This is a genomic window from Mesorhizobium sp. M1396 (genome assembly GCF_040317725.1).
Taxonomy (GTDB): domain Bacteria; phylum Pseudomonadota; class Alphaproteobacteria; order Rhizobiales; family Rhizobiaceae; genus Mesorhizobium.
In genome coordinates this window covers 45,848-65,178 of the sequence record NZ_JAMYLA010000020.1, presented here as the reverse complement: position 1 = coordinate 65,178, position 19,331 = coordinate 45,848, and the positions used below count along the sequence as shown (strand labels likewise).

Sequence of the window (19,331 nt, the reverse complement as noted above, 5' to 3'; positions counted from 1 at the left end):
GATGACCCGCAAGGAGGAGCAAAGACATGAACTACTGGTTGTTCAAATCCGAACCTTCGGTCTTCTCCTTCGAGGCGCTGAAGGCCAAGGGAAAGGCCGGCACGCAATGGGATGGCGTGCGCAACTACGCCGCGCGCAACAACATGAAGGCGATGCGGATCGGCGACCTCGGCTTCTTCTATCATTCCAACGAGGGGCTGAACGTGGTCGGCATCGCCGAGGTCTGCGCACTGGCCCATCCCGACACCACGTCGGATGATCCGCGCTGGGAATGCGTCGACATCCGCGCCGTCCAGGATGTGCCCAACCCGCCGACGCTGGAAGAGGTCAAGGCCAATCCAAAACTTGCCGACATGGCGCTGGTGCGGCTCGGACGGCTTTCCGTGCAGCCGGTGACGCCGGCCGAATGGAAGGAAGTCTGCCGCATGGGCGGCCTGACGCCCGCTCCGTGACGGCGCTGACGCCGAACAGCGCCAAACAATTCATCCTCGACAACACGGCGCTGATCGCGCCGCCGCATGTGCCGGAAATCCTGCTTCATCTTGCCGACGAGGCGCATGATTTGTGGCAGCGGACCGAGGATGAGCTGGTCGAGATCGGCCTGCCGCCGCCCTTCTGGGCGTTTGCCTGGGCCGGCGGCCAGGGCCTTGCCCGCTATGTCCTGGACAATCCCGGCACGGTGCGGGGCAAGCGCGTGCTCGACTTCGCCTCCGGCTCCGGCCTTGTCGCCATTGCCGCGGCCAAGGCAGGTGCTGCCAAGGTGATCGCCACCGACATCGATCCGTTCTGCGCGACCGCGATCCGGCTGAATGGCGAGGCCAATGATGTCTTGATCGAATTCCTCGGCGCGGACTGCATCGGCACCGATGCGGGTTGGGACGTGATCCTGGCCGGCGACGTTTTCTACGACAAATCCTTTGCCGACCGGCTGATGCCGTGGTTCTCAACCCTGAAGGCGCGCGGCGCCGAGATACTCGTCGGCGACCCCGGCCGGTCGTATATGCCGAAGTCCGGGCTGGAACCCCTTGCGGTCTATAGGGTGGCCGTCACGCGGGCATTGGAGGATTCGCTGGTCAAGCGCACGACGGTCTGGCGGTTTGCTTGACGCCAACGCCGAACAGGCGTTCCATCAAGTTCGCATCTGGATGGGGAAGCTCATGGATTTTTCAGCAGTGAACTGGCTGGCGGTGATCGCCGCCGCTGCCTTGGCATGGCTGTTCGGCGCCGCCTGGTACATGGGCCTGAGCAAGCCGTGGCTGAAGGCCGCCAAGCTTGATCCGGCGACGATGAAGAAATCTCCGCTGCCCTTCGTGATCAGCTTCATCGCCGAACTGGTCATGGCCTACATTATGGCCCTGGTCGTCGGCGCGATGACCGGCGGCGAGCCGGCATTGCTCGCCGGGATGGTCTTCGGCTTCGTGCTTTGGCTTGGCTTCGTCGCCACGACGCTCTCGGTCAACCATCGCTACGAGAATTTCGGCTGGGACCTGACCCTCATCGACGGCGGCCACTGGCTCGGTGTGCTGCTGATCATCGGCGCCGTGATCGGCTGGTTCGGCGCCGCGGCAACCTGACGCCGCGACCTTCAGGTCCGCGTCTTGGCGACTTCCTCGAGAATCCATTCGCGAAAGGCGATGATACGCGGATCGTCGGCGGTACTCTCGGGATAGACCAGGAAATAGGCGAACTCGGGTGCCACCCGCAGGCCGAGTTCAAAAGGCTGCACCAGCCTTCCCTGGGAAAGGTCGTTCGCCACCATGGCGAAATCGGCGAGTGCGACGGCATTGCCGTCGAGCGCTGCCTGGACGGCATCGGTGGAGTTTTTGAACACCACGGTCCGGCTGTCATCGAAATCGCTGATGCCTGCCGCCGCCATCCACATCCGCCAGTTCGGCCATGTCACGCCTTGTCGCGACCATTCGATATGAGCAAGCGTGTGATTGAAAAGATCGCGCGGCTCGCGCAGCGGCGGACCGGAGGTCAACAGGCTCGGGCTGCACACCGGAATGAGGATGTTGTCGAACAGCCGGTGGGCGCGAAGGCCTGGGTATTTTCCGGCGCCAAAACGGATGCCGACATCGATGTCGTCGAGTTCGAAATCCCGCACTTCATAGGCGATGTCGAATCTCAGCTCGATATGGGGCTGATGCTTGCGAAAATCGTCGACGCGCCGCATCAGCCATTTTGACGCGAACTGTGCATCAAGAGTCACTTTCAGCAGCGCGGTGCCGCGCGTCAGCTTTTGCGCCCGTGAAACGGCGCGGCCAAGCAGGTCGAGCGCATCGATGGAGGCCTCGAACAGCACCGTGCCCGCCTCGGTCAGCCGGATGGTGCGGCTGGTGCGCGTAAACAGCACCAGCCCGAGCTGATCCTCGATTTCCTTGATCTGGTGGCTGACGGCGGCCGGCGTCAGGCCCAGCTCATCGGCGGCACGGGTGAAATTGAGGTGCCGGGCCGCTGCCTCCAGCGTCCTCAAGGCGCGAGTTCCGGGCAGCAGGCGAGCCATGGTATCCTCAAAGAAAACTTGATGATCAAGAGAAAACTACTCGTTTCTCATAGCGATTTCAATCTGGCATGATCCAGCCATCGAGGCATCATCAAGCCGGATTTGATATCCGGAGACAACGGATCACATCATGTCCATCATCGTTCTGAGTTCATCGACACGCCGTCCGAACTGGCTGACCGAGACCCTTGACTGGTTGCGTCATGCCAGGGTCGCAATCAATCTCCCGCACCAGAACGTCGAAGACCTGTCGGATCGGCAACTGCGCGATGTTGGCGCCAGGCGCAAGGACATCGCACGCGCCATGGACCGCGAGATGGGCCGCCTCGGCCTTCTCGACATCGGCTGGCAGCAGCCGCGAAGGTCAGGGAATAGGCAGTAGGAAATAGGCAGTAGGGAAATTAGGTCAGCGCCGACGGGTAGCCCTACTCCCTACTCCCTACTCCCTACTCCCTACTCCCTACTCCCTACTCCCTACTCCCTACTGCCTACTGCCTACTGCCTACTGCCTACTGCCTACCGCCTACCGCCTACTCCCTACCTCACCACCCTCACCACCGTCCGATCCGACAGCAGCGGCAGAAGCCGCGCCATCGTTCGAGCCGTCACGGCCACACAGCCTTGCGTCGGCGTGAAGCCGGGACGCGCCAGATGGAAGAAGATGGCGCTGCCGCGCCCGCGTCGGCGCGGCGCCAGGTTCCAGTCGAGCACCAGGCAGGCGTCGTAGAGCCGGTCGTCGCGCCGCATGCGTTCGTGGCTGGCGCCATAAGGAATCTTGACCGGCCTGTTATAGTTGCGGTCGTCAGGCACTTCGCACCAGCCCAGATCAGGCCCGATCGGCGTCATCGCCAGACGGGTCTTGCGGCCGCTGGAGAACTGATCTCCCCGGAAATATCCCGACAGGATCCGCATCGAGGCCAGCGGCGTCGCGCCGTCGCCTTCGCGCTTGTCGGCCGAGATACCGCCCCGCCCCAGCGCGCAGGCAAACACCGTTTTTCCGGCCTGCAGCAGGCCCTGGCTTGGATGGCCGGGCCTGGCGCGCACGGTGAGCACGCGCAGCCCTTTTCGCAAAATTGCGCCGGCTGCATTGCGATCGTGTTTTTTCTTGTATGATCGTGCCACGGAACAAATCACTGTGATCGGCTGTTGTGCCGGTCAGCTTCCGCATAAACAGGCAGCGGTCAACTGAATTTTCTTTTCAAAACAACGGATTGATCCATGACTTCACGCACCATTCTGATCGTCGACGACGATGACGACTTGCGCGCCACACTGGTCGAGCAATTGTCCCTTTACGAGGAATTCGACGTGCTGCAGGAATCGACGGCGGCAAAAGGTGTCGCCGCCGCGCGCGGCGGCCTCATCGATCTGCTCATCATGGATGTCGGGCTGCCCGACATGGATGGCCGCGAAGCGGTGAAGATCCTGCGCAAGGGCGGCTACAAGGCGCCCATCATCATGCTCACCGGCCACGACACCGATTCGGATACGATTCTTGGTCTTGAAGCCGGCGCCAACGACTATGTGACGAAGCCGTTCCGCTTCGCCGTGCTGCTCGCCCGCATCCGCGCGCAATTGCGCCAGCATGAGCAGAGCGAGGACGCCACCTTCTCGGTTGGGCCCTACACCTTCAAGCCCAGCCAGAAACTGCTGATCGACCCGCGCGGCGCCAAGGTGCGACTGACGGAGAAGGAGGCCTCGATCATCAAATATCTCTATCGCGCCGACCAGAAGGTGGTGACGCGCGACGTGCTGCTCGAGGAAGTGTGGGGCTATAATTCCGGCGTCACCACGCACACGCTGGAGACCCATGTCTACCGGCTGCGTCAGAAGATCGAGCGCGATCCTTCCAATGCTGAAATTCTTGTGACAGAAAGCGGTGGCTACAAGCTGGTTCCTTAAACATTTCATTATCCAATGAGCGGCCGGGGCGGGGCCGCTTTCGGGTACGATCCAGTTGGAGGGGGTTTCTGGATCTGCCCGCAAAGGAGGGATTGGACTGACCGTTCGGGGACACAGCTAGATGGCGCTGGATGACGACATCCGCATCCTGTCCGCCGTGAGGCTCTTCGAGGGCTTCACGCAGGAACAATTGCGCCTGCTCGCCTTTGGCGCCGAGAACACCAGGCTGGGTGCCAACCACAAGCTTTACCGCGAGGAGGACGAGGCCGATTCGGCCTATATCGTGGTCAGCGGCCGCATCGTGCTCTATCGGGAGCATGATGGCGAACGCATCCCGATAGGCACGGCGGGCCCCGGCACGATCCTGAGCGAACTGGCATTGATCGCCGACACCAACCGGCTGACCAGCGCGTCGGCCGAAATCGATTCGGAAGTGATACGGCTCAGCCGCAAGATGTTCCGCCGCATCCTGGAGGAATACCCGGAAGTGGCGGTGCAGTTGCACCAGCGCATCCTGGAGGATTTTCAGGCGATGATCCGCCGCATTGAAAAGCTGGCGCCACGCTTCTCCGGCTGAGGCGGAGGCGCAGATAGACTTCCAGCTTTTACGCGCTACCGAAAATGACCTGCTGTTCATGGCGACGGAACGGGGCGAGGCTCATAATGCCTTTGTCAGCCACTGGGGCGAGTGGGAGAAAAGCCGACAGTTCGGTCATCCCGCTACCCGGACCCGAGGACCGAGGTTCCGTTGACAGGCCAGAGGTGAAATCCTACAGAACCTCGAAGGCGGGCGGCTTAACAGGCACCGCCACCACCAGGCTCCCGGGGGAGCGAGGCATGCTGCCAGCTCGGTACGAGACGATCATCCTGTATACCCACAACGACGCGTTCGGCGACGGACTGGTCCGGATTCCGGCTCTGCGCGCCGCCAGAACGGCTTTCCCCGACAGCTTTATCGTCTACGGGACCACCGGGCCATCGACCCTTGAACATGTCCTCAATCGCCATGCCGGCCATCTGGTCGATGCCATCAATGTCCGGACGCCGCTGATGCAACTCGTGGCCAGCCACCGTAAGGGCAAGGAGCGGTTGGCCGTTGTCGATTTTCGCATCTCGGGGCGTTGGCTGATCCAGACCTGGGGCTCGCTTCTCGGCCGCGGGATCGCCTATGAAGCCAACTTTCCGGCCTTCGCACTTTCCTGGCACCCCGGTCAGAAACCCGAAGCACGGCCCGAGCGCAATGCATGGCGCTACCACCGCCTCATCGAGCGTCTTGCCGGCAGACGGCTGCCTTTCGATCACCGGCTGGAACCCGCCCCGGCCGCGCGGGCGACGGCCAGGGCCCTTGCGGACGGCAAGCATGCTCCGTTGATTATTATCGCGGCGCATGGTGACGGCGGCAAGCGACTGACCGCGGATCAGGTTGTCGCGGTATCCGACAGAATGATCGCCGACGGTGCGAACCTTATCTATGTGAAAACCCCGGGTGACGGCCCGGACATGGCTGAACTGGCTCAACGCGTGCCGAAGCTGCGGCTTGTCGATACCAGCACGGTCGAGGGTGTCGATGTCAGTGATGTTCTGCTGGCGCTCGGAGAGTTTGCCGATCTCTACATTGGCGCCGAAGGCGGTATCGCGCATCTCATGGCCACGGTGATGACGCCGATGATTATCGTCAGCGGCGGCGCCAACATGGCCCGTTGGAGGCCGCTTTCGAACAACGTGGACGTGATCGAGTCCCGCCATGCCAGTCCAACCGGCCTGGTCGCCAATGTCCCGGCGCCGAAGATCATAGAAGCGGCCCGGCGAATGCTGGCGACGCGCCACCGCGACCATCCCAATCTGCTGGATCACGCGGACAAGACAGAAGGCCTACCTTCGCAGCAGTTTCGGGACACTGACACAGACAAGGACTTGAGGCGCGCCGTTTGAATTTGTTTGGCCGCAGCGTCAGGCAGGCCTCAGCTGAATATCGACACACCTAATCCAGATCGAACCGCGCGATGACAGGCACATGGTCCGACGGGCGCTCCCAGCCGCGCGCCAGGCGCAGGATCTCGTAGCCGGAGAAGCTGGGCACCAGATTTGGCGACGACCAGACATGGTCGAGCCGCCGGCCGCGGTTCGACGCTTCCCAATCCCGCGCGCGGTAACTCCACCAGGTGTAGAGCTTCTGCTCAAGCGGCACGTTGAGCCGCATCAGGTCGACCCAGTTGCCGGCGAGGCGCATGGCCTCGAAATTCTCCGTCTCGACCGGTGTGTGGCTGACCACGTTGAGCAATTGCTTGTGCGACCAGACATCGTGTTCGAGCGGCGCGATGTTGAGGTCGCCGACCAGCACCGAGCCGGACACCTCGTCATGCTCGGCCCGGATGGCATTCATCTCGGCGACGAAATCGAGCTTGTGCTTGAACTTCCTGTTGATGACGGGATCCGGTTCGTCGCCGCCCGCCGGGACGTAGAAGTTGTGCAGCAGGATCGCCTTGCCGCCGGCCCGCACCTTCACCGAGAGGTGCCGGCTGTCCTCGATCTCGCAGAAGCGTCGCTTCTCGACCACTTCGATCGGCCGCCGCGCTACCGTCGCGACGCCGTGATAGCCCTTCTGGCCATGGAAGGCGATGTGCTCGTAGCCGAGCTTGCGGAAGGCCTTTTCGGGAAACAGCTCGTCTGGAACCTTGGTTTCCTGCAGGCAGAGCACGTCGGGCGCATGCTCGACAAGCAGGCGTTCGACGATCGGCATGCGCAGCCGAACGGAGTTGATGTTCCAGGTGGCGATGGAAAGGGGCATTTGGCAATCCAGGACAGCGTACAGCCGGCCAGAACCAGTAGGCCCTGACGGGGAAGACGCCTTTTGACGGAGTCAGTCTGGGAAACTGCCAGCCACAAGCCGCAAAGACAAGCCGGGCAACGCCCAACAAGGCGCGGCCCGGTGCTTTCCACAGCTATTGGAGCGATTGGTCCTAGCGCGGCTTGTTGGTGTTGAGTTCGCGGTTCGCCGTGTAGTCGATGGCAAAGGTGTCCGGCGCGAAGCTGACGCCTTCCTTGGTGTTAAAGATCATCACCGTCGTATCCTTGCCCTGCGCGTCGGTGATCGTCCACTGTCGCAAATCGAAGGTTTTCGGATCGAACATCATCGTGATCCTCGAATTGCCGAACACCGATTTGTCGGCGAGCTGGATGGTGGTGAGGTCATCCTCCTCCTTGACGCTTTTGACACGGTCGCCGGAGAGGTCGATCCTGTTGTCGAGCAGCAGCTTCAAAGGCGTCTTCGACAGCGGATACAGATCGGACGTGTTGAGCCTCTTGTTCAGGATGACCACCGACTTGCCGTCTGAAATCACCCGGAAGTTTGAAGAGCCGTCATAGTTGAAGCGGATCTTGCCCGGCCGTTCGAGGAAGAACTTGCCACCGGTTTGCTCACCCTTGGGACCGAACTGAACGAATTCGCCGCTCATCGATTTGACCGAGGAAAAATGGTCGGCGATCTTCTGTGCCGCGGCCGGCACGGCCGCCTGCGCCGAAGCCAGCACCTGGAAGCCGGGCACCGCGTTGAAGGCTGCCGCCCCTGCGAACGCCAAGCCGAGGCCCAGCAACCGACGCCGGGAGGGAGCAAATTTGCTGAGTGCTGCAAGATCATTTGTCATGTCGGTCACTCTCATCTGATTCCTGAGTTGCTCTGGTGCTTGGACCCCCAGTTAGGCTGAAGTTTGGCGGGTCGGGCGTCCCTCAGTCGCTTCAACGTCTTGAAAGGTTCAAGGTTGCGAGACCGGGATGTCACAAGGGTCAGGCCTTCTGGTCAGAACTTGTCCTCTTCGGTCGGCACCAGGATCTCGCGCTTGCCGGCATGGTTGGCCGGGCCGACGATACCTTCCTTCTCCATTTTCTCGATGATCGAAGCGGCGCGGTTGTAGCCGATGCCCAGCCGGCGCTGGATATAGCTCGTCGAGGCCTTGCCGTCGCGCAGCACCACGGAAACCGCCTGATCGTAAGGATCGTCGGAATCCTCGAAATTGCTGTTGCCGCCACCGCCGCCGGAACCACCCTTGCCGGACGGCTCGTCGTCGTCCTCGCCGTCATCCTCGGTGATGGCGTCGAGATATTCCGGCACGCCCTGCAGCTTCAGATGCGCGACGATCCTCTCGACCTCTTCGTCGGCGACGAACGGGCCGTGCACGCGCTGGATACGGCCGCCGCCGGCCATGTAGAGCATGTCGCCCATTCCGAGCAGCTGCTCTGCGCCCTGCTCGCCCAGAATGGTGCGGCTGTCGATCTTCGACGTTACCTGGAAGGAGATGCGGGTCGGGAAATTGGCCTTGATGGTGCCGGTGATGACGTCGACCGACGGGCGCTGCGTTGCCATGATGACATGGATGCCGGCGGCGCGCGCCATCTGCGCCAGGCGCTGCACGGCACCCTCGATGTCCTTGCCGGCGACCATCATCAGGTCGGCCATCTCGTCGATAATGACGACGATATAGGGCATCGGCTCGAGATCGAGGTTCTCGGTCTCGTAGATCGCCTCGCCGGTCTGGCGGTCGAAGCCGGTCTGCACGGTGCGTGAGATCTTTTCACCTTTCTTGTCGGCCTGGCTGACGCGGGCATTGAAGCCGTCGATGTTGCGCACTCCGACCTTGGACATCTTGCGGTAGCGGTCCTCCATCTCGCGCACGGTCCATTTCAGCGCCACCACCGCCTTCTTCGGATCGGTGACAACGGGCGTGAGCAGATGCGGGATGCCGTCATAGACCGAGAGCTCCAGCATCTTCGGATCGATCATGATCAGCCGGCAATCCTGCGGCGTCAGCCGGTAGAGCAGCGACAGGATCATGGTGTTGATGGCGACCGACTTGCCCGAGCCGGTGGTGCCGGCGACCAGCACGTGCGGCATCTTGGCGATGTCGACGATGACCGCCTCGCCATTGATGGTCTTGCCCAGCGCCAGCGCCAGCTTGGCCTTGGTCGTCTCGAAATCACGGCTGGCCAGAATCTCGCGCAGATATACGGTCTCGCGCTTGGCGTTCGGCAGTTCGATGCCGATGGCGTTGCGGCCGGGCACCACGGCGACGCGGCAGGCGATGGCGCTCATCGAGCGGGCGATGTCGTCGGACAGGCCGATAACGCGCGACGATTTGATACCGGGCGCCGGCTCGAGCTCATAGAGCGTGACCACCGGACCCGGACGGACGGCGATGATCTCACCCTTGACGCCGAAATCCTCCAGTACGCCTTCGAGCAGGCGCGCATTCTGCTCCAGCGCATCCTTGGACAGGCTGGCGTCGCGCACCACGTTCTTCGGCTCGGAGAGGAAATGCAGCGACGGCATTTCGAATTTTTCCGAGCCGATCAGCGATGTCTGCGCCTCGCGCTGCACGCGGGCGCCCGGAGCAGGGCGCGGTGCCGGTGCCTCGACGCGGGTGGCGGCATCGGAGCGGAACGGCTGGACCTTGGCGGTACCGCGCCTGACGGGCTCCTGTTCCGGCTCGAAATCCATGTCGTCGTCGGCTTCGAAGATATCGGCATCGTCGGGATCGAGCGAGGCGCCTCGGTCATTGACCATGGCGGCGAAGAATTCGGGCTCGACGCGGGCGCGGCCATCCGGGCTCATTCGCAATTCGGCGAACTCGGCCGATTCGACCCGTTCGGCGGCGCGCCGCCAGGCGGTGGAGCGCTGTTCCATCTCCGGCTCGTACTCGTCGCGCTCCTGCCTGCGGCGCACGGCGCGGCGGTGCATCCACGCGCGGAACGAGAGCCACCAATGCGTAATTGCCCCGAGCGCCAGAATGCCCTCGTCGCCTTCGTCCTCGTCATTGTCGAATAGAAGGTCGTCCTCACGCGGATCGGCGGCGGGCTCGTCCTCCATGACGGCAAAGCCGTTCTTGCGTCCGATCAGCGCCGAGCCATGGGCGAAGAGCCACAGCGCGGGTGCGGCCAGCAGGATGGCGATGATGCTGGCGATCAGCCCGGTCGGATAGCCGCCGATGACGATGCTGGGGATCTTCAGCACCATGTCGCCGAACACGCCGCCGAGGCCGGTGGGCAGTGGCCAGGTCTTGGGTGGCACCACGCAGCCCGCCATTGCAGCGGCCAGCAGGGCGAAGCCGAACCAGGACAGCCCGCGTTTGGGCAGCCTGTCGACGCCGCGCGCGGAAAAGAGCAGGAACCCCCATATGACCGTCGGGACCAGCGCCGCGACGGCGGCAAGACCGAAGAATTGCATGGCGAGGTCGGAGAACACGGCACCGGCATAGCCCATGGCGTTGGTGACGGGGCTGTTCGTCGCGTGGGAAAAGCTCGGATCGGCGACGTTCCAGGTGGCAAGGCTGGCGACGCCAAAGGCGGTGAGCGCGAACAGCCCGGCGCCGACCAGCCGCCCGACCTGACGCCGCGCGAACGCCTGGATGCCGTGCCCCGTATCGGCCAGCGCGAGCGGTGCTGAAGCCCCTGAACGCATGCTCTTCCCCGTCTGTCATGGACTCGCCGGGTGCGTGGCGCACTCCGGCAGATTCGGGTCTCAGACTATCGGTGGGAAGGTTAAAGGCGCATTAACTATAAGGGGTTGAGGTGATCAAACCTCGTTACCACCGGTTGAGCCGCTTCGAATGCCGGACCTCGGCCTGCGGATCCTGATCGCCGCGGTCCTGACGGTGGCCGTTCAGAACGACGATCGTCCCCACAGTTCGGAACCGATACGGTCGACGGTTCCTGAAAAATCATGATCACGTGATTGCGCCAAACCGGCCCTTGCCGGAACGGTTTGCCAAAAAAGAGGCCCGGACGTGATCCGGGCCTCAATGCGTGAAACTCCTTTCGGGAGCGTCACGACGGGATTCTTGGGGCCGGCGGGAGGAGGTTCCACCGGCCCCGCGGCTAAGCTGGCCTTACGGCACCACTTCGCCATGCTGGGAGATGTCGAGGCCTTCGACCTCTTCCTGGGTCGTCGGACGCAGGCCGACCAGCGCCTTGACGATGTAGAGGATCACGAAGGTGGCAATAGCCGTCCACACGATGGTGACGGCAACGCCGTAGATCTGCTTGCCGAGCGAAGCACCTGCACCGAGGCTGTTGATCGCCGGGTCGGCGAGCACGCCGGTGAGCAGGGCGCCGATCACACCGCCGACGCCATGTACGCCGAAGGCATCGAGCGAGTCGTCATAGCCGAACATGTGCTTGACCTTGACCGCCGAGAGATAGCACACGACGCCGGCAACGATGCCGACAATGAAGGCGCCGGTCGGGTTGACGAAGCCGGAGGCAGGAGTCACCGCCACCAGGCCGGCGACGGCGCCCGAGATGATGCCAAGCACGGAAGGCTTCTTGGCAACGATCCATTCGGCGAACATCCAGGCCAGAGCCGCCGCGGCGGTTGCGACCTGGGTGTTGAGCATGGCAGCGCCGGCAAGGCCGTCCGCGGCCAGTTCCGAACCGGCGTTGAAGCCGAACCAGCCGACCCACAGCAGCGAAGCACCGATCACCGAATAGACCAGGTTGTGCGGCGCCATGTTGGTGGTGCCGTAGCCTTCGCGCTTGCCGAGAACCAGTGCGCAGACGAGACCCGCGACACCGGCATTGATGTGGACGACCGTGCCGCCGGCAAAGTCGAGCACGCCAGCCGTGCCGAGGAAGCCGCCACCCCAGACCCAATGCGCGATCGGCACGTAGACGACGAGCAGCCACAGCGCCATGAAGATCAGCAGCGCCGAGAATTTAAAGCGCTCGGCAAAGGCGCCGGCAATCAGCGCCGGGGTGATGATGGCGAAGGTCATCTGGAACATCGAGAAGACAAATTCAGGAATGTTCGCGACGCCTGGCAGCCACAGCGAAGCAGTGGTGATGCCGTTATGGAAGAATTTCGAGGTGCCGCCGAGATAGCTGTTCATGCCGCCGCCGTCGGAGAAGGCCAGCGAATAGCCAAACATGAACCACAGCACCGTCACCAGACAGGTGATGGCAAAGCTCTGCATGATGGTGGCGAGCACGTTCTTCTTGCGCACCATGCCGCCGTAGAACAGCGCCAGACCCGGGACGGTCATCATCAGCACGAGCGCCGTCGAGGTCAGCATCCAGGCGGTGTTGCCGGTGTCGAGCACCGGGGTCGGGGCAGCAGCCGGCGCGGCCGCGGCGGCGGCGGGAGCCGCTTCCTGCGCGAAGGCGGCGACCGTGCCCAATGCCGCGAGAGCGAGCGTGCCCAAGAGGGCGGCGCGTCCCGTCGTCTTCAAGGTGGAAGGAATATTCATTGAACTCTCCATTTGGAATACGTGTTCGCCGCTCAGAGTGCGTCGGTGTCTGTTTCGCCGGTGCGAATGCGCACCGCCTGATCGATGCCGAAAACGAAGATCTTGCCGTCGCCGATCTGGCCGGTCTTGGCGGCGGCGGTGATGGCTTCGACGGCCTTGTCGACCATGTCGGCACTAACCGCGACTTCGATCTTGATCTTCGGCAGGAAGCTGACCGCGTATTCCGCCCCGCGATAGATTTCCGTATGCCCTTTCTGACGCCCGTAGCCTTTGACTTCGGTGACGGTCAGGCCCTGGATGCCGACGGCGGTAAGCGCTTCGCGTACCTCGTCGAGCTTGAACGGCTTGATGATTGCCATCACGATTTTCATAAGGTTTCACCCTTTGCTGTTGCGGTCCCCCGCGTTTGTACGACTTCACCGATCCCAAAGAGCCGGAGAGTGCCCACGAGGATTCAAGCTCCGTGCCAAGTGCCGAAGCAGGGGGTTAACCCGTTGTAAACAAAGAGATTGGGAAGTGTCGCGATGCAACCTGCCCACAGCTGCGGCGAAGCATCTGCTTAAAAATTAGGCAATTTTCGCAAAATGCCTACTCTGCAGGCGATCGCTTGAGCCGGATCAGCCCTTCCTGCGCAACCGAGGCGATCAGCGTGCCGTCGCGGGCAAACAGCGACCCGCGCGTGAAGCCGCGCGAGCCCTGTGTCGACGGGCTGTCCTGCGTGTAGAGCATCCAGTCGTCGAGCGCGTGGCCGCGGTGGAACCACATGGCATGGTCGAGGCTCGCCGCCTGGATGTCACGATCGAAAATGGCGCGGCCATGCGCGAAGGTCGACGTGTCGAGCAGCGTCATGTCGGAGAGATAGGCGAGCACCGCCGACTGGATGGCGCGATCCGCCGGCACCGGACCGGTGGTGCGGATCCAGATGTTCTGCTTCGGCTCCAGCTTTTCGCGGCTGGTGTAATGCTTCAGCATCACCGGCTTCATCTCGATCGGCCGGTCGCGGTCCCAGTAACGTTTGATGCCTTCGGGCACAGCCTCGCCGAATTTGCCCAGCAATTCGCGCTGCGACAGCAAGGTGTCTGGCCCCGGAATATCTTGCGGCATCGGCACCTGGTGCTCGAGACCGACCTCGTCTTGCTGGAACGACGCTTCCAGCGAAAAGATCGCCTGGCCGTGCTGGATCGCCACCACGCGCCTCGTGGTGAAGGAGCCGCCGTCACGGATGCGGTCGACCTCGTAGACGATCGGCACCTTGGTGTCGCCGGGCCGCATGAAATAGCCGTGCAGCGAATGCACGTGGCGATCGGGATCGACGGTTCGCTGCGCCGCGACCAGCGCCTGCGCGATGGTCTGGCCGCCGAAAACGCGCTGCCAGTCGAGCAGGGGGCTGCGACCACGATACAGATTGTGTTCCAGCTTCTCGAGGTCGAGAATGCCGAGAAGCTCGTCCATGGCTGCCGTCATATTTCTCGCCCTCGCCGCGGAAGTGTTATGGCGGTTTCCGACAGGACGGACATGCAGTCAAGGGTTGAAGACCCGGCCGGCGCGCAAGGAGCGAAGATGATGGAACGCAAGGCGGACGCTAAAACCAGGCCAAGCGCGAAAACAAAGTCCGGGCTCGATGTTCTGGTCGCCGGCGCCGGCTATGTCGGCCTGGCCAGCGCCGTGTCGTTGAAGCAGGCGCGCCCGGGTCTCGCCATCGCTCTCGTCGATGCCGCGCCCGCTGGCGTCTGGCAAAGGGATGGCCGCGCTTCGGCCATTGCCGCCGCCGCCTGCCGCATGCTCGACCAGCTCGGCGTGTGGGCCGAAATCGCGCCGCAGGCGCAGGCGATCACCGAGATGATCATCACCGATTCGCGCACCTCCGATCCGGTGCGTCCGGTCTTCCTGACCTTCGACGGCGAAGTGGCGCCGGGCGAGCCCTTTGCGCATATGGTCGCCAACAAGGTTCTGAACGGTGCCTTGCGGGCCCGCGCCGAAAAACTCGGCATCGACATCATCGAGGGCGTCGCGGTACAGGGGTTGGAAACCAACGGCGCCGGCATCACCGTGCATCTCGCCGACGGCGCGACGCTGAAGGCGCGGCTGCTGGTCGCCGCCGACGGCGTCAACTCCAAGCTGCGCGACATGGCCGGCATCAAGACGGTGAAATGGGAATACGGCCAGTCCGGCATCGTCTGCACGGTTGCGCATGAACGCCCGCACAATGGCCGCGCCGAAGAACATTTCCTGCCGGCCGGCCCCTTCGCCACTCTGCCGCTGAAGCCTGGTGAGGACGGCACGAACCGCTCGTCGATCGTCTGGGTCGAGCGCACGCAAGATGCCGAGAAGCTGGTGGCCGGCGACGACCTCGTCTTCGAGCACGAACTCGAGCAGCGCTTCAGCCTGAAGCTCGGCGAAATCCGCGTTGCCGACAAGCCGCGCGCCTGGCCGCTCGGCCTCACCATCGCGCGTGCCTTCGTAGCACCCCGCATCGCGCTCGCCGGTGACGCCGCCCACGGCATCCACCCGATCGCCGGCCAGGGTCTCAATCTCGGCTTCAAGGATGTCGCCGCACTTGCCGAGGTGATCGTCGAGGCCGACCGGCTCGGCCAGGACATCGGCGCGCTCGACGTGCTCGAACGCTACCAGCAATGGCGCCGCTTCGACACGGTGCAGATGGGCATCACGACCGATGTGCTGAACCGGCTGTTTTCCAACGACATCGGCCCGCTGCGCACCGTCCGCGACATCGGCCTCGGCTTGGTCGAACGCATGCCGCGCCTGAAGGAGTTTTTTATCCGCCAGGCATCGGGCCTGTCCGCTAGCACGCCTCGATTGTTGAAGGGCGAGGCGATCTGAGCGCCGTCCTCAGTTCACCTCGAAGCCCAGCTTCTGCCGCAGCCGCAGTATGCGCTGGTCGGATATCTCGAGGCGTTTCTCGCCGCCTTGAGCGGCGCGGTTGACCATCCGCAGCAGGTCGTTTCGCTCGGCGACATCGAGGCGTTCGCGCAGGAACGGCGCCAGCTTGTCGATGACAACAGTGGTGTCGTCGATCTGTGCCGCCGCCCATTTGGCGTAGACCACCGCTTCGTCCGTTTTCTTCTTGTCGGCGATCTCGGAAATCACCGCGCGAATGACGGCCTCGCGCTGCGGCAGGATAGGCCCATTCTCGGAGACGATGGCGGTGATCAGCGTCGCCGCGGCCACCACCGGATCGTCGATCGACGTCAACGGCGACAGGGCCGCCTGTTTGCGCAGCTTCTTGCGGCGGATGTTGCCTTGCACGCGCCCGACGACGTCCGCGACCTCGCGAGCCGCATCGTTCATCGCCTTCATTCGATACCACCAGAACGCCGCCGCGCCCAACACGCCAAAAATAGCAATCAAGAACGGCATGCCGACATCCCCCCAAAATCCCGGCGACGATAGGAGAACTCCGGCATTGCTTCAACACGCAAACGTTGCGCACGACCATGTACCAGGACGTTGGCTCAACCGAACGCCTGGTTCACGTGGCCGCAATGCATGGCAGGGCTCTACGATCCCGGCACATCGTAGATCGCGCGCACCTCGATAGTTCCGATTTCGGCCAGCGGAATCTCGGCGGCGATCTCCAGCGCCTGGTCAAGATTATCAGCCTCGATCATGACGAAGCCGAGCAATTGCTCCTTGGTTTCGGCGAACGGGCCGTCGGTGATCAGGCTCTTGCCCTTGCGCCTGCGAAGGGTCTTCGAATTTTTCACCGATTGAAGCGCCTGGGCGACGATCAGTATCCCACGCTGATCCAGCGAACGGTCATGAGCCATCGAATCGGCATCGAGCTTGGCCAGACGCTCCGGCGTCATGGCATGGAGGTCCTTTTCCTCACCATAGACCAGGCAGACATATTTCATTTCCAGCTCCCTTGCTGCGTCGAACCATAGGATGCGGCGGCGAAGGTGTCAGCATTGCCCTTGACCGCCGCCACATGGTCAAGAAGGCATGCCGCGATCCCGATGATGGCAACCGCCGCCAGAAGTCGGCCAAAGCCGGACGCCGGCGGGTGCAGCCAGAAGTCTTCCGGTCGGCAGGTCTTGCGGCCTGCGCCTTTCCACAGTGCGAAAAACAGATTGTCCATGCGAGCCTCCATCCGGCCACAAATCCGTGGCCGCCCGCAGGACGGGCGAGGCAGACCAAAGTCGACATTTTTGCACGCGCATTTTTTCGACAAGAATTTGGCCACCACCCACGCAGCGGTTCAAAGAGCGCAGTGGCCTTCGCGTCGGCGCGCGCTATAGTTGACTGGACGCCGGTTCACCCAGGCAACGAGCAACGACGACCCCAGCCACGAAACCAAGGAGGACTTCATGGACCGCACAGCAAACGCCGTCTGGAAAGGCAATCTGAAAGAGGGCACGGGCACGCTCGACACGCAGAGCGGAACCCTGAAGGGCACGCCCTATTCGTTCAAGGCGCGCTTCGAGGACGAGAACGGCAAATCCGGCACCAATCCGGAAGAGCTGATCGCCGCCGCACACGCCGGCTGCTTTGCCATGCAGTTCTCGCATTTCTTGGCCGAGAACGGCACGCCCGCCACGGAACTCGACGCCAAGGCGGTGGTGACGCTGGTTCCAGGCACCGGTATCACCGGCAGCGCCCTCACCGTGGTCGGCAAGGTGCCGGGCATCGATGCGGCGAAGTTTGGGGAGTTGGCCGAAAAGGCCAAGGCTGGATGCCCGGTCTCGAAAGCGCTCGGCGCCATCAACGTATCGCTCGACGCCAGGCTCGGCTGACAACGCCGCATCCGGTGTGAAGACCCGGCGCGAACGCTCAGGCGCGCGCCGGGGCCTACGCGCCCAGCGCGTCCAACCTGGCGCGAAGTGCGGCGACTTCCTGCTCCAGCGCCTCCAACCGCGCCTCCAGGTCGGAAGCAGGCAGGACCGACGCGCTCCGCTGTACCGAAAGGGCTGCAACGTCCACCGGGCCGCTGAGGAGATGCACGTAGCGGTCCTCGCGCTGGCCTGGTCCGCGCGGGATTTCCTGGATGAGCGGCGGTCGGCGGCCGATCAGCATATCGAGCTCGGCGCGCAGATCTTCGATCGATGAGAACCGCGCCATGCGCTCGCTCCGCGCCAGCAGTTCATGTGCCGTCTGCGGCCCGCGCAGCAACAGCAGGCCGATCAAAGCGGTCTGCGGCGTGGTCAGCGAGAAGCGCTGCGCCATCTGGTGCTCGTAGCGCTCGACGCGCGAACCGAACATCTGCCGCACCAGCCCCTTTTGTTCGAGCAGCTTCAGCCCCCGGTGCACCTCGGCCTGCTCCAGCGCCATCACCGGCTCGCGCGCCGTCTTCTGGTTGGCGGCGGCCAGTGCTGAATTGAGCGTCAGCGGATAGACATCCGGCGTCAGCTCCTTCTTCTCGATCAGGCAGCCGAGCACACGGACTTCGACGGGGGAAAGGATGGGAAGATCATCGCTCATTGGATTTGTTCGCGCCGGCAACCAACCTGCCGCCTAGACCCTTCTCTCCACCATCATCTTCTTGATCTCGGCGATCGCCTTGGCCGGGTTGAGGCCCTTGGGGCAGGTCTGCGCGCAGTTCATGATGGTGTGGCAGCGATAGAGCCGGAATGGATCCTCGAGATCGTCGAGCCGCTCGCCCTTGGCCTCGTCGCGGCTATCGATCAGCCAGCGATAGGCCTGCAAAAGCGTTGCCGGGCCGAGATAGCGGTCGCCGTTCCACCAGTAGCTTGGGCACGAGGTCGAGCAGCAGGCACACAATATGCACTCGTAGAGCCCGTCGAGCTTCTCCCGGTCCTCATGGCTTTGCAGCCATTCCTTGGCCGGCTCCGGCGACACCGTCTTCAGCCATGGCTGGATCGAGGCGTGCTGGGCGTAGAAATTGGTGAGGTCGGGCACCAGGTCCTTGACCACCTGCATATGCGGCAGCGGGTAGACCTTGACGGCGCCGGAAATGTCGTCGCAGCCCTTGGTGCAGGCCAGCGTGTTGGAGCCGTCGATATTCATGGCGCAGGAGCCGCAAATGCCCTCTCGGCAGGAGCGGCGCAAGGTCAGCGTCGGGTCGATCTTGTTCTTGATCCACAGCAGCGCGTCGAGCACCATCGGCCCGCAATCGTCCATGTCGACGAAATAGGTGTCGATGCGCGGGTTCTCGTCATCGTCCGGCGACCAGCGGTAGATGCGGTATTCGCGCAGATTGGTGGCGCCTTCCGGCCTCGGCCAGGTCTTGCCCTGCTGGATCTTCGAGTTCTTGGGAAGCGTCAGTTCAACCATTACCTCAGGTCCTTTCGGATGACGAGCTTCAGCCCGGACCAGATTTCATTGACGGCGGCCACCTTCACGTCGACAAGGTCGCGCTTCAGCGCCTCGGCGCGAACGACGCCTTCGGTGACGTCGGTAGCCACCTTCGATGCCTTTTTAGGCCAGGATACCCAGACCATGCCGTCGCGCTTGATCGCCGCCTCGACATCACCGAGGCGATCCTCGATCTCGGCACGCTGCCGGGTGAAGGCATGGACGGCGTCATATTTCAGCCGAATGCCTGAAATCCGCGACCAATCGGCCAGCCGGTCGACTGAAGAGAAATTCGCGGCTTCCATGAGATCGTCAAGGTCGTGGGGGAGCGCGATGAAGGCGGCGGTCATGCCGTCCTTCAGGCCGAGCTTGGCCGGAAGGGGCGTGTCGGAATATCCCGCGGCCGTCGGCGCCAT

The 19,331-nt window shown here is 63.1% G+C and carries 23 protein-coding genes; 9 read left to right on the top strand and 14 right to left on the bottom strand.

Annotation, left to right across the window (positions count from 1 at the left end):
* The first annotated feature begins 26 nt into the window (after positions 1-26).
* From NKH02_RS15510 to NKH02_RS15500, 3 genes are read left to right on the top strand one after another with little or no spacing between them, the layout of a single operon-like run.
* Entirely contained in the window at positions 27-452 is a 426-nt protein-coding gene (locus NKH02_RS15510) for an EVE domain-containing protein (protein ID WP_352879847.1), read from the top strand.
* A complete protein-coding gene (locus NKH02_RS15505) occupies positions 407-1,105 on the top strand; it encodes a class I SAM-dependent methyltransferase (RefSeq protein WP_352879845.1) in 699 nt (232 codons plus the stop codon). The genes NKH02_RS15510 and NKH02_RS15505 overlap by 46 nt, the downstream gene beginning before the upstream one ends.
* A gap of 52 nt (positions 1,106-1,157) precedes the next feature.
* The gene (locus NKH02_RS15500; protein ID WP_352879843.1) at positions 1,158-1,574 is read left to right on the top strand and encodes a DUF1761 domain-containing protein; all 417 of its coding nucleotides are present in this window, start codon (positions 1,158-1,160) and stop codon (positions 1,572-1,574) included.
* A gap of 11 nt (positions 1,575-1,585) precedes the next feature.
* Here the strand turns inward: NKH02_RS15500 and gcvA are convergent, their stop codons facing one another.
* Complete coding sequence (gene gcvA / locus NKH02_RS15495) at positions 1,586-2,506, bottom strand: transcriptional regulator GcvA (protein ID WP_352879841.1); 921 nt, start codon at positions 2,504-2,506, stop codon at positions 1,586-1,588.
* A 130-nt stretch (positions 2,507-2,636) separates the two neighbouring features.
* Between gcvA and NKH02_RS15490 the strand changes: the two genes are divergently transcribed.
* Complete coding sequence (locus NKH02_RS15490; RefSeq protein ID WP_352879839.1) at positions 2,637-2,888, top strand: hypothetical protein; 252 nt, start codon at positions 2,637-2,639, stop codon at positions 2,886-2,888.
* A 155-nt stretch (positions 2,889-3,043) separates the two neighbouring features.
* Here NKH02_RS15490 and NKH02_RS15485 read toward each other — a convergent pair whose 3' ends face one another.
* Positions 3,044-3,580: a L,D-transpeptidase family protein gene (locus NKH02_RS15485; protein ID WP_352879894.1), complete on the bottom strand. Its 537-nt coding sequence runs from the start codon at positions 3,578-3,580 to the stop codon at positions 3,044-3,046.
* A 144-nt stretch (positions 3,581-3,724) separates the two neighbouring features.
* On the opposite strand from NKH02_RS15485, the gene NKH02_RS15480 reads away from it, so the two are divergent.
* From NKH02_RS15480 to NKH02_RS15470, 3 genes are all read left to right on the top strand, one after another.
* Positions 3,725-4,408 carry a response regulator transcription factor gene (locus NKH02_RS15480; protein WP_352866240.1) on the top strand — a complete coding sequence of 228 codons (684 nt, stop codon included), beginning with the start codon at positions 3,725-3,727 and terminating at the stop codon, positions 4,406-4,408.
* A 121-nt stretch (positions 4,409-4,529) separates the two neighbouring features.
* Complete coding sequence (locus NKH02_RS15475; protein ID WP_352866241.1) at positions 4,530-4,985, top strand: Crp/Fnr family transcriptional regulator; 456 nt, start codon at positions 4,530-4,532, stop codon at positions 4,983-4,985.
* A gap of 260 nt (positions 4,986-5,245) precedes the next feature.
* Positions 5,246-6,340, top strand: coding sequence for a glycosyltransferase family 9 protein (locus tag NKH02_RS15470; RefSeq protein ID WP_352879837.1), 1,095 nt, complete (start codon positions 5,246-5,248; stop codon positions 6,338-6,340).
* A 49-nt stretch (positions 6,341-6,389) separates the two neighbouring features.
* Here NKH02_RS15470 and NKH02_RS15465 read toward each other — a convergent pair whose 3' ends face one another.
* The 6 genes from NKH02_RS15465 to tesB all read right to left on the bottom strand — a co-directional run bounded on the left by NKH02_RS15465 (position 6,390) and on the right by tesB (position 14,106).
* On the bottom strand, positions 6,390-7,196 hold the full coding sequence (locus NKH02_RS15465; RefSeq protein ID WP_352866244.1) for an exodeoxyribonuclease III: 807 nt from the start codon (positions 7,194-7,196) through the stop codon (positions 6,390-6,392).
* Between the two features lie 172 nt (positions 7,197-7,368).
* Positions 7,369-8,052, bottom strand: a complete 684-nt coding sequence (locus NKH02_RS15460; protein ID WP_352879835.1) for an outer membrane lipoprotein carrier protein LolA — start codon at positions 8,050-8,052, stop codon at positions 7,369-7,371.
* Between the two features lie 152 nt (positions 8,053-8,204).
* A complete protein-coding gene (locus NKH02_RS15455) occupies positions 8,205-10,859 on the bottom strand; it encodes a DNA translocase FtsK (RefSeq protein WP_352879833.1) in 2,655 nt (884 codons plus the stop codon).
* Between the two features lie 427 nt (positions 10,860-11,286).
* Positions 11,287-12,642 (bottom strand): ammonium transporter, encoded by a 1,356-nt coding sequence (locus tag NKH02_RS15450; protein WP_502913524.1) that lies wholly within the window; start codon positions 12,640-12,642, stop codon positions 11,287-11,289.
* A gap of 32 nt (positions 12,643-12,674) precedes the next feature.
* On the bottom strand, positions 12,675-13,013 hold the full coding sequence (locus tag NKH02_RS15445) for a P-II family nitrogen regulator (protein ID WP_013528889.1): 339 nt from the start codon (positions 13,011-13,013) through the stop codon (positions 12,675-12,677).
* A 217-nt stretch (positions 13,014-13,230) separates the two neighbouring features.
* Positions 13,231-14,106: an acyl-CoA thioesterase II gene (gene tesB, locus NKH02_RS15440; RefSeq protein ID WP_352866249.1), complete on the bottom strand. Its 876-nt coding sequence runs from the start codon at positions 14,104-14,106 to the stop codon at positions 13,231-13,233.
* Between the two features lie 99 nt (positions 14,107-14,205).
* On the opposite strand from tesB, the gene NKH02_RS15435 reads away from it, so the two are divergent.
* Complete coding sequence (locus NKH02_RS15435; RefSeq protein WP_352866594.1) at positions 14,206-15,483, top strand: ubiquinone biosynthesis hydroxylase; 1,278 nt, start codon at positions 14,206-14,208, stop codon at positions 15,481-15,483.
* Between the two features lie 9 nt (positions 15,484-15,492).
* On the opposite strand, the gene NKH02_RS15430 is transcribed toward NKH02_RS15435, so the two are convergent.
* The 3 genes from NKH02_RS15430 to NKH02_RS15420 all read right to left on the bottom strand — a co-directional run bounded on the left by NKH02_RS15430 (position 15,493) and on the right by NKH02_RS15420 (position 16,741).
* Positions 15,493-16,020 carry a hypothetical protein gene (locus NKH02_RS15430; protein ID WP_352879832.1) on the bottom strand — a complete coding sequence of 176 codons (528 nt, stop codon included), beginning with the start codon at positions 16,018-16,020 and terminating at the stop codon, positions 15,493-15,495.
* Positions 16,021-16,160: 140 nt separating this feature from the next.
* Positions 16,161-16,517, bottom strand: a complete 357-nt coding sequence (locus NKH02_RS15425) for a YciI family protein (RefSeq protein ID WP_352866253.1) — start codon at positions 16,515-16,517, stop codon at positions 16,161-16,163.
* Positions 16,514-16,741: a hypothetical protein gene (locus NKH02_RS15420; RefSeq protein ID WP_352866256.1), complete on the bottom strand. Its 228-nt coding sequence runs from the start codon at positions 16,739-16,741 to the stop codon at positions 16,514-16,516. The genes NKH02_RS15425 and NKH02_RS15420 overlap by 4 nt, the downstream gene beginning before the upstream one ends.
* Before the next feature lie 229 nt (positions 16,742-16,970).
* Here NKH02_RS15420 and NKH02_RS15415 point away from each other — a divergent pair, with 229 nt between their 5' ends.
* On the top strand, positions 16,971-17,396 hold the full coding sequence (locus tag NKH02_RS15415; protein WP_352866257.1) for an OsmC family protein: 426 nt from the start codon (positions 16,971-16,973) through the stop codon (positions 17,394-17,396).
* Between the two features lie 55 nt (positions 17,397-17,451).
* Here the strand turns inward: NKH02_RS15415 and NKH02_RS15410 are convergent, their stop codons facing one another.
* The 3 genes from NKH02_RS15410 to NKH02_RS15400 are packed head-to-tail and all read right to left on the bottom strand — an operon-like array spanning position 17,452 to position 19,331.
* Positions 17,452-18,081: a YceH family protein gene (locus NKH02_RS15410; RefSeq protein WP_352866259.1), complete on the bottom strand. Its 630-nt coding sequence runs from the start codon at positions 18,079-18,081 to the stop codon at positions 17,452-17,454.
* A gap of 33 nt (positions 18,082-18,114) precedes the next feature.
* A complete protein-coding gene (locus NKH02_RS15405; protein ID WP_352866260.1) occupies positions 18,115-18,894 on the bottom strand; it encodes a succinate dehydrogenase iron-sulfur subunit in 780 nt (259 codons plus the stop codon).
* On the bottom strand, positions 18,894-19,331 hold the full coding sequence (locus NKH02_RS15400; RefSeq protein WP_352866263.1) for a DUF3052 domain-containing protein: 438 nt from the start codon (positions 19,329-19,331) through the stop codon (positions 18,894-18,896). Before NKH02_RS15400 ends, NKH02_RS15405 begins: the two co-directional genes overlap by 1 nt.

Excerpts from the sequence above, each read along its gene's own strand:
- NKH02_RS15510 (WP_352879847.1), top strand. The coding sequence starts at position 27 with ATGAACTACTGGTTGTTCAAATCCGAACCTTCGGTCTTCTCCTTCGAG.
- NKH02_RS15505 (WP_352879845.1), top strand. The coding sequence starts at position 407 with ATGGAAGGAAGTCTGCCGCATGGGCGGCCTGACGCCCGCTCCGTGACG.
- NKH02_RS15500 (WP_352879843.1), top strand. The coding sequence starts at position 1,158 with ATGGATTTTTCAGCAGTGAACTGGCTGGCGGTGATCGCCGCCGCTGCC.
- gcvA (WP_352879841.1), bottom strand. The coding sequence starts at position 2,506 with ATGGCTCGCCTGCTGCCCGGAACTCGCGCCTTGAGGACGCTGGAGGCA.
- NKH02_RS15490 (WP_352879839.1), top strand. The coding sequence starts at position 2,637 with ATGTCCATCATCGTTCTGAGTTCATCGACACGCCGTCCGAACTGGCTG.
- NKH02_RS15480 (WP_352866240.1), top strand. The coding sequence starts at position 3,725 with ATGACTTCACGCACCATTCTGATCGTCGACGACGATGACGACTTGCGC.
- NKH02_RS15475 (WP_352866241.1), top strand. The coding sequence starts at position 4,530 with ATGGCGCTGGATGACGACATCCGCATCCTGTCCGCCGTGAGGCTCTTC.
- NKH02_RS15470 (WP_352879837.1), top strand. The coding sequence starts at position 5,246 with ATGCTGCCAGCTCGGTACGAGACGATCATCCTGTATACCCACAACGAC.
- NKH02_RS15465 (WP_352866244.1), bottom strand. The coding sequence starts at position 7,196 with ATGCCCCTTTCCATCGCCACCTGGAACATCAACTCCGTTCGGCTGCGC.
- NKH02_RS15460 (WP_352879835.1), bottom strand. The coding sequence starts at position 8,052 with ATGACAAATGATCTTGCAGCACTCAGCAAATTTGCTCCCTCCCGGCGT.
- NKH02_RS15455 (WP_352879833.1), bottom strand. The coding sequence starts at position 10,859 with ATGCGTTCAGGGGCTTCAGCACCGCTCGCGCTGGCCGATACGGGGCAC.
- NKH02_RS15450 (WP_502913524.1), bottom strand. The coding sequence starts at position 12,642 with ATGAATATTCCTTCCACCTTGAAGACGACGGGACGCGCCGCCCTCTTG.
- NKH02_RS15445 (WP_013528889.1), bottom strand. The coding sequence starts at position 13,013 with ATGAAAATCGTGATGGCAATCATCAAGCCGTTCAAGCTCGACGAGGTA.
- tesB (WP_352866249.1), bottom strand. The coding sequence starts at position 14,106 with ATGACGGCAGCCATGGACGAGCTTCTCGGCATTCTCGACCTCGAGAAG.
- NKH02_RS15435 (WP_352866594.1), top strand. The coding sequence starts at position 14,206 with ATGGAACGCAAGGCGGACGCTAAAACCAGGCCAAGCGCGAAAACAAAG.
- NKH02_RS15430 (WP_352879832.1), bottom strand. The coding sequence starts at position 16,020 with ATGCCGTTCTTGATTGCTATTTTTGGCGTGTTGGGCGCGGCGGCGTTC.
- NKH02_RS15425 (WP_352866253.1), bottom strand. The coding sequence starts at position 16,517 with ATGAAATATGTCTGCCTGGTCTATGGTGAGGAAAAGGACCTCCATGCC.
- NKH02_RS15420 (WP_352866256.1), bottom strand. The coding sequence starts at position 16,741 with ATGGACAATCTGTTTTTCGCACTGTGGAAAGGCGCAGGCCGCAAGACC.
- NKH02_RS15415 (WP_352866257.1), top strand. The coding sequence starts at position 16,971 with ATGGACCGCACAGCAAACGCCGTCTGGAAAGGCAATCTGAAAGAGGGC.
- NKH02_RS15410 (WP_352866259.1), bottom strand. The coding sequence starts at position 18,081 with ATGAGCGATGATCTTCCCATCCTTTCCCCCGTCGAAGTCCGTGTGCTC.
- NKH02_RS15405 (WP_352866260.1), bottom strand. The coding sequence starts at position 18,894 with ATGGTTGAACTGACGCTTCCCAAGAACTCGAAGATCCAGCAGGGCAAG.
- NKH02_RS15400 (WP_352866263.1), bottom strand. The coding sequence starts at position 19,331 with ATGGCGCCGACGGCCGCGGGATATTCCGACACGCCCCTTCCGGCCAAG.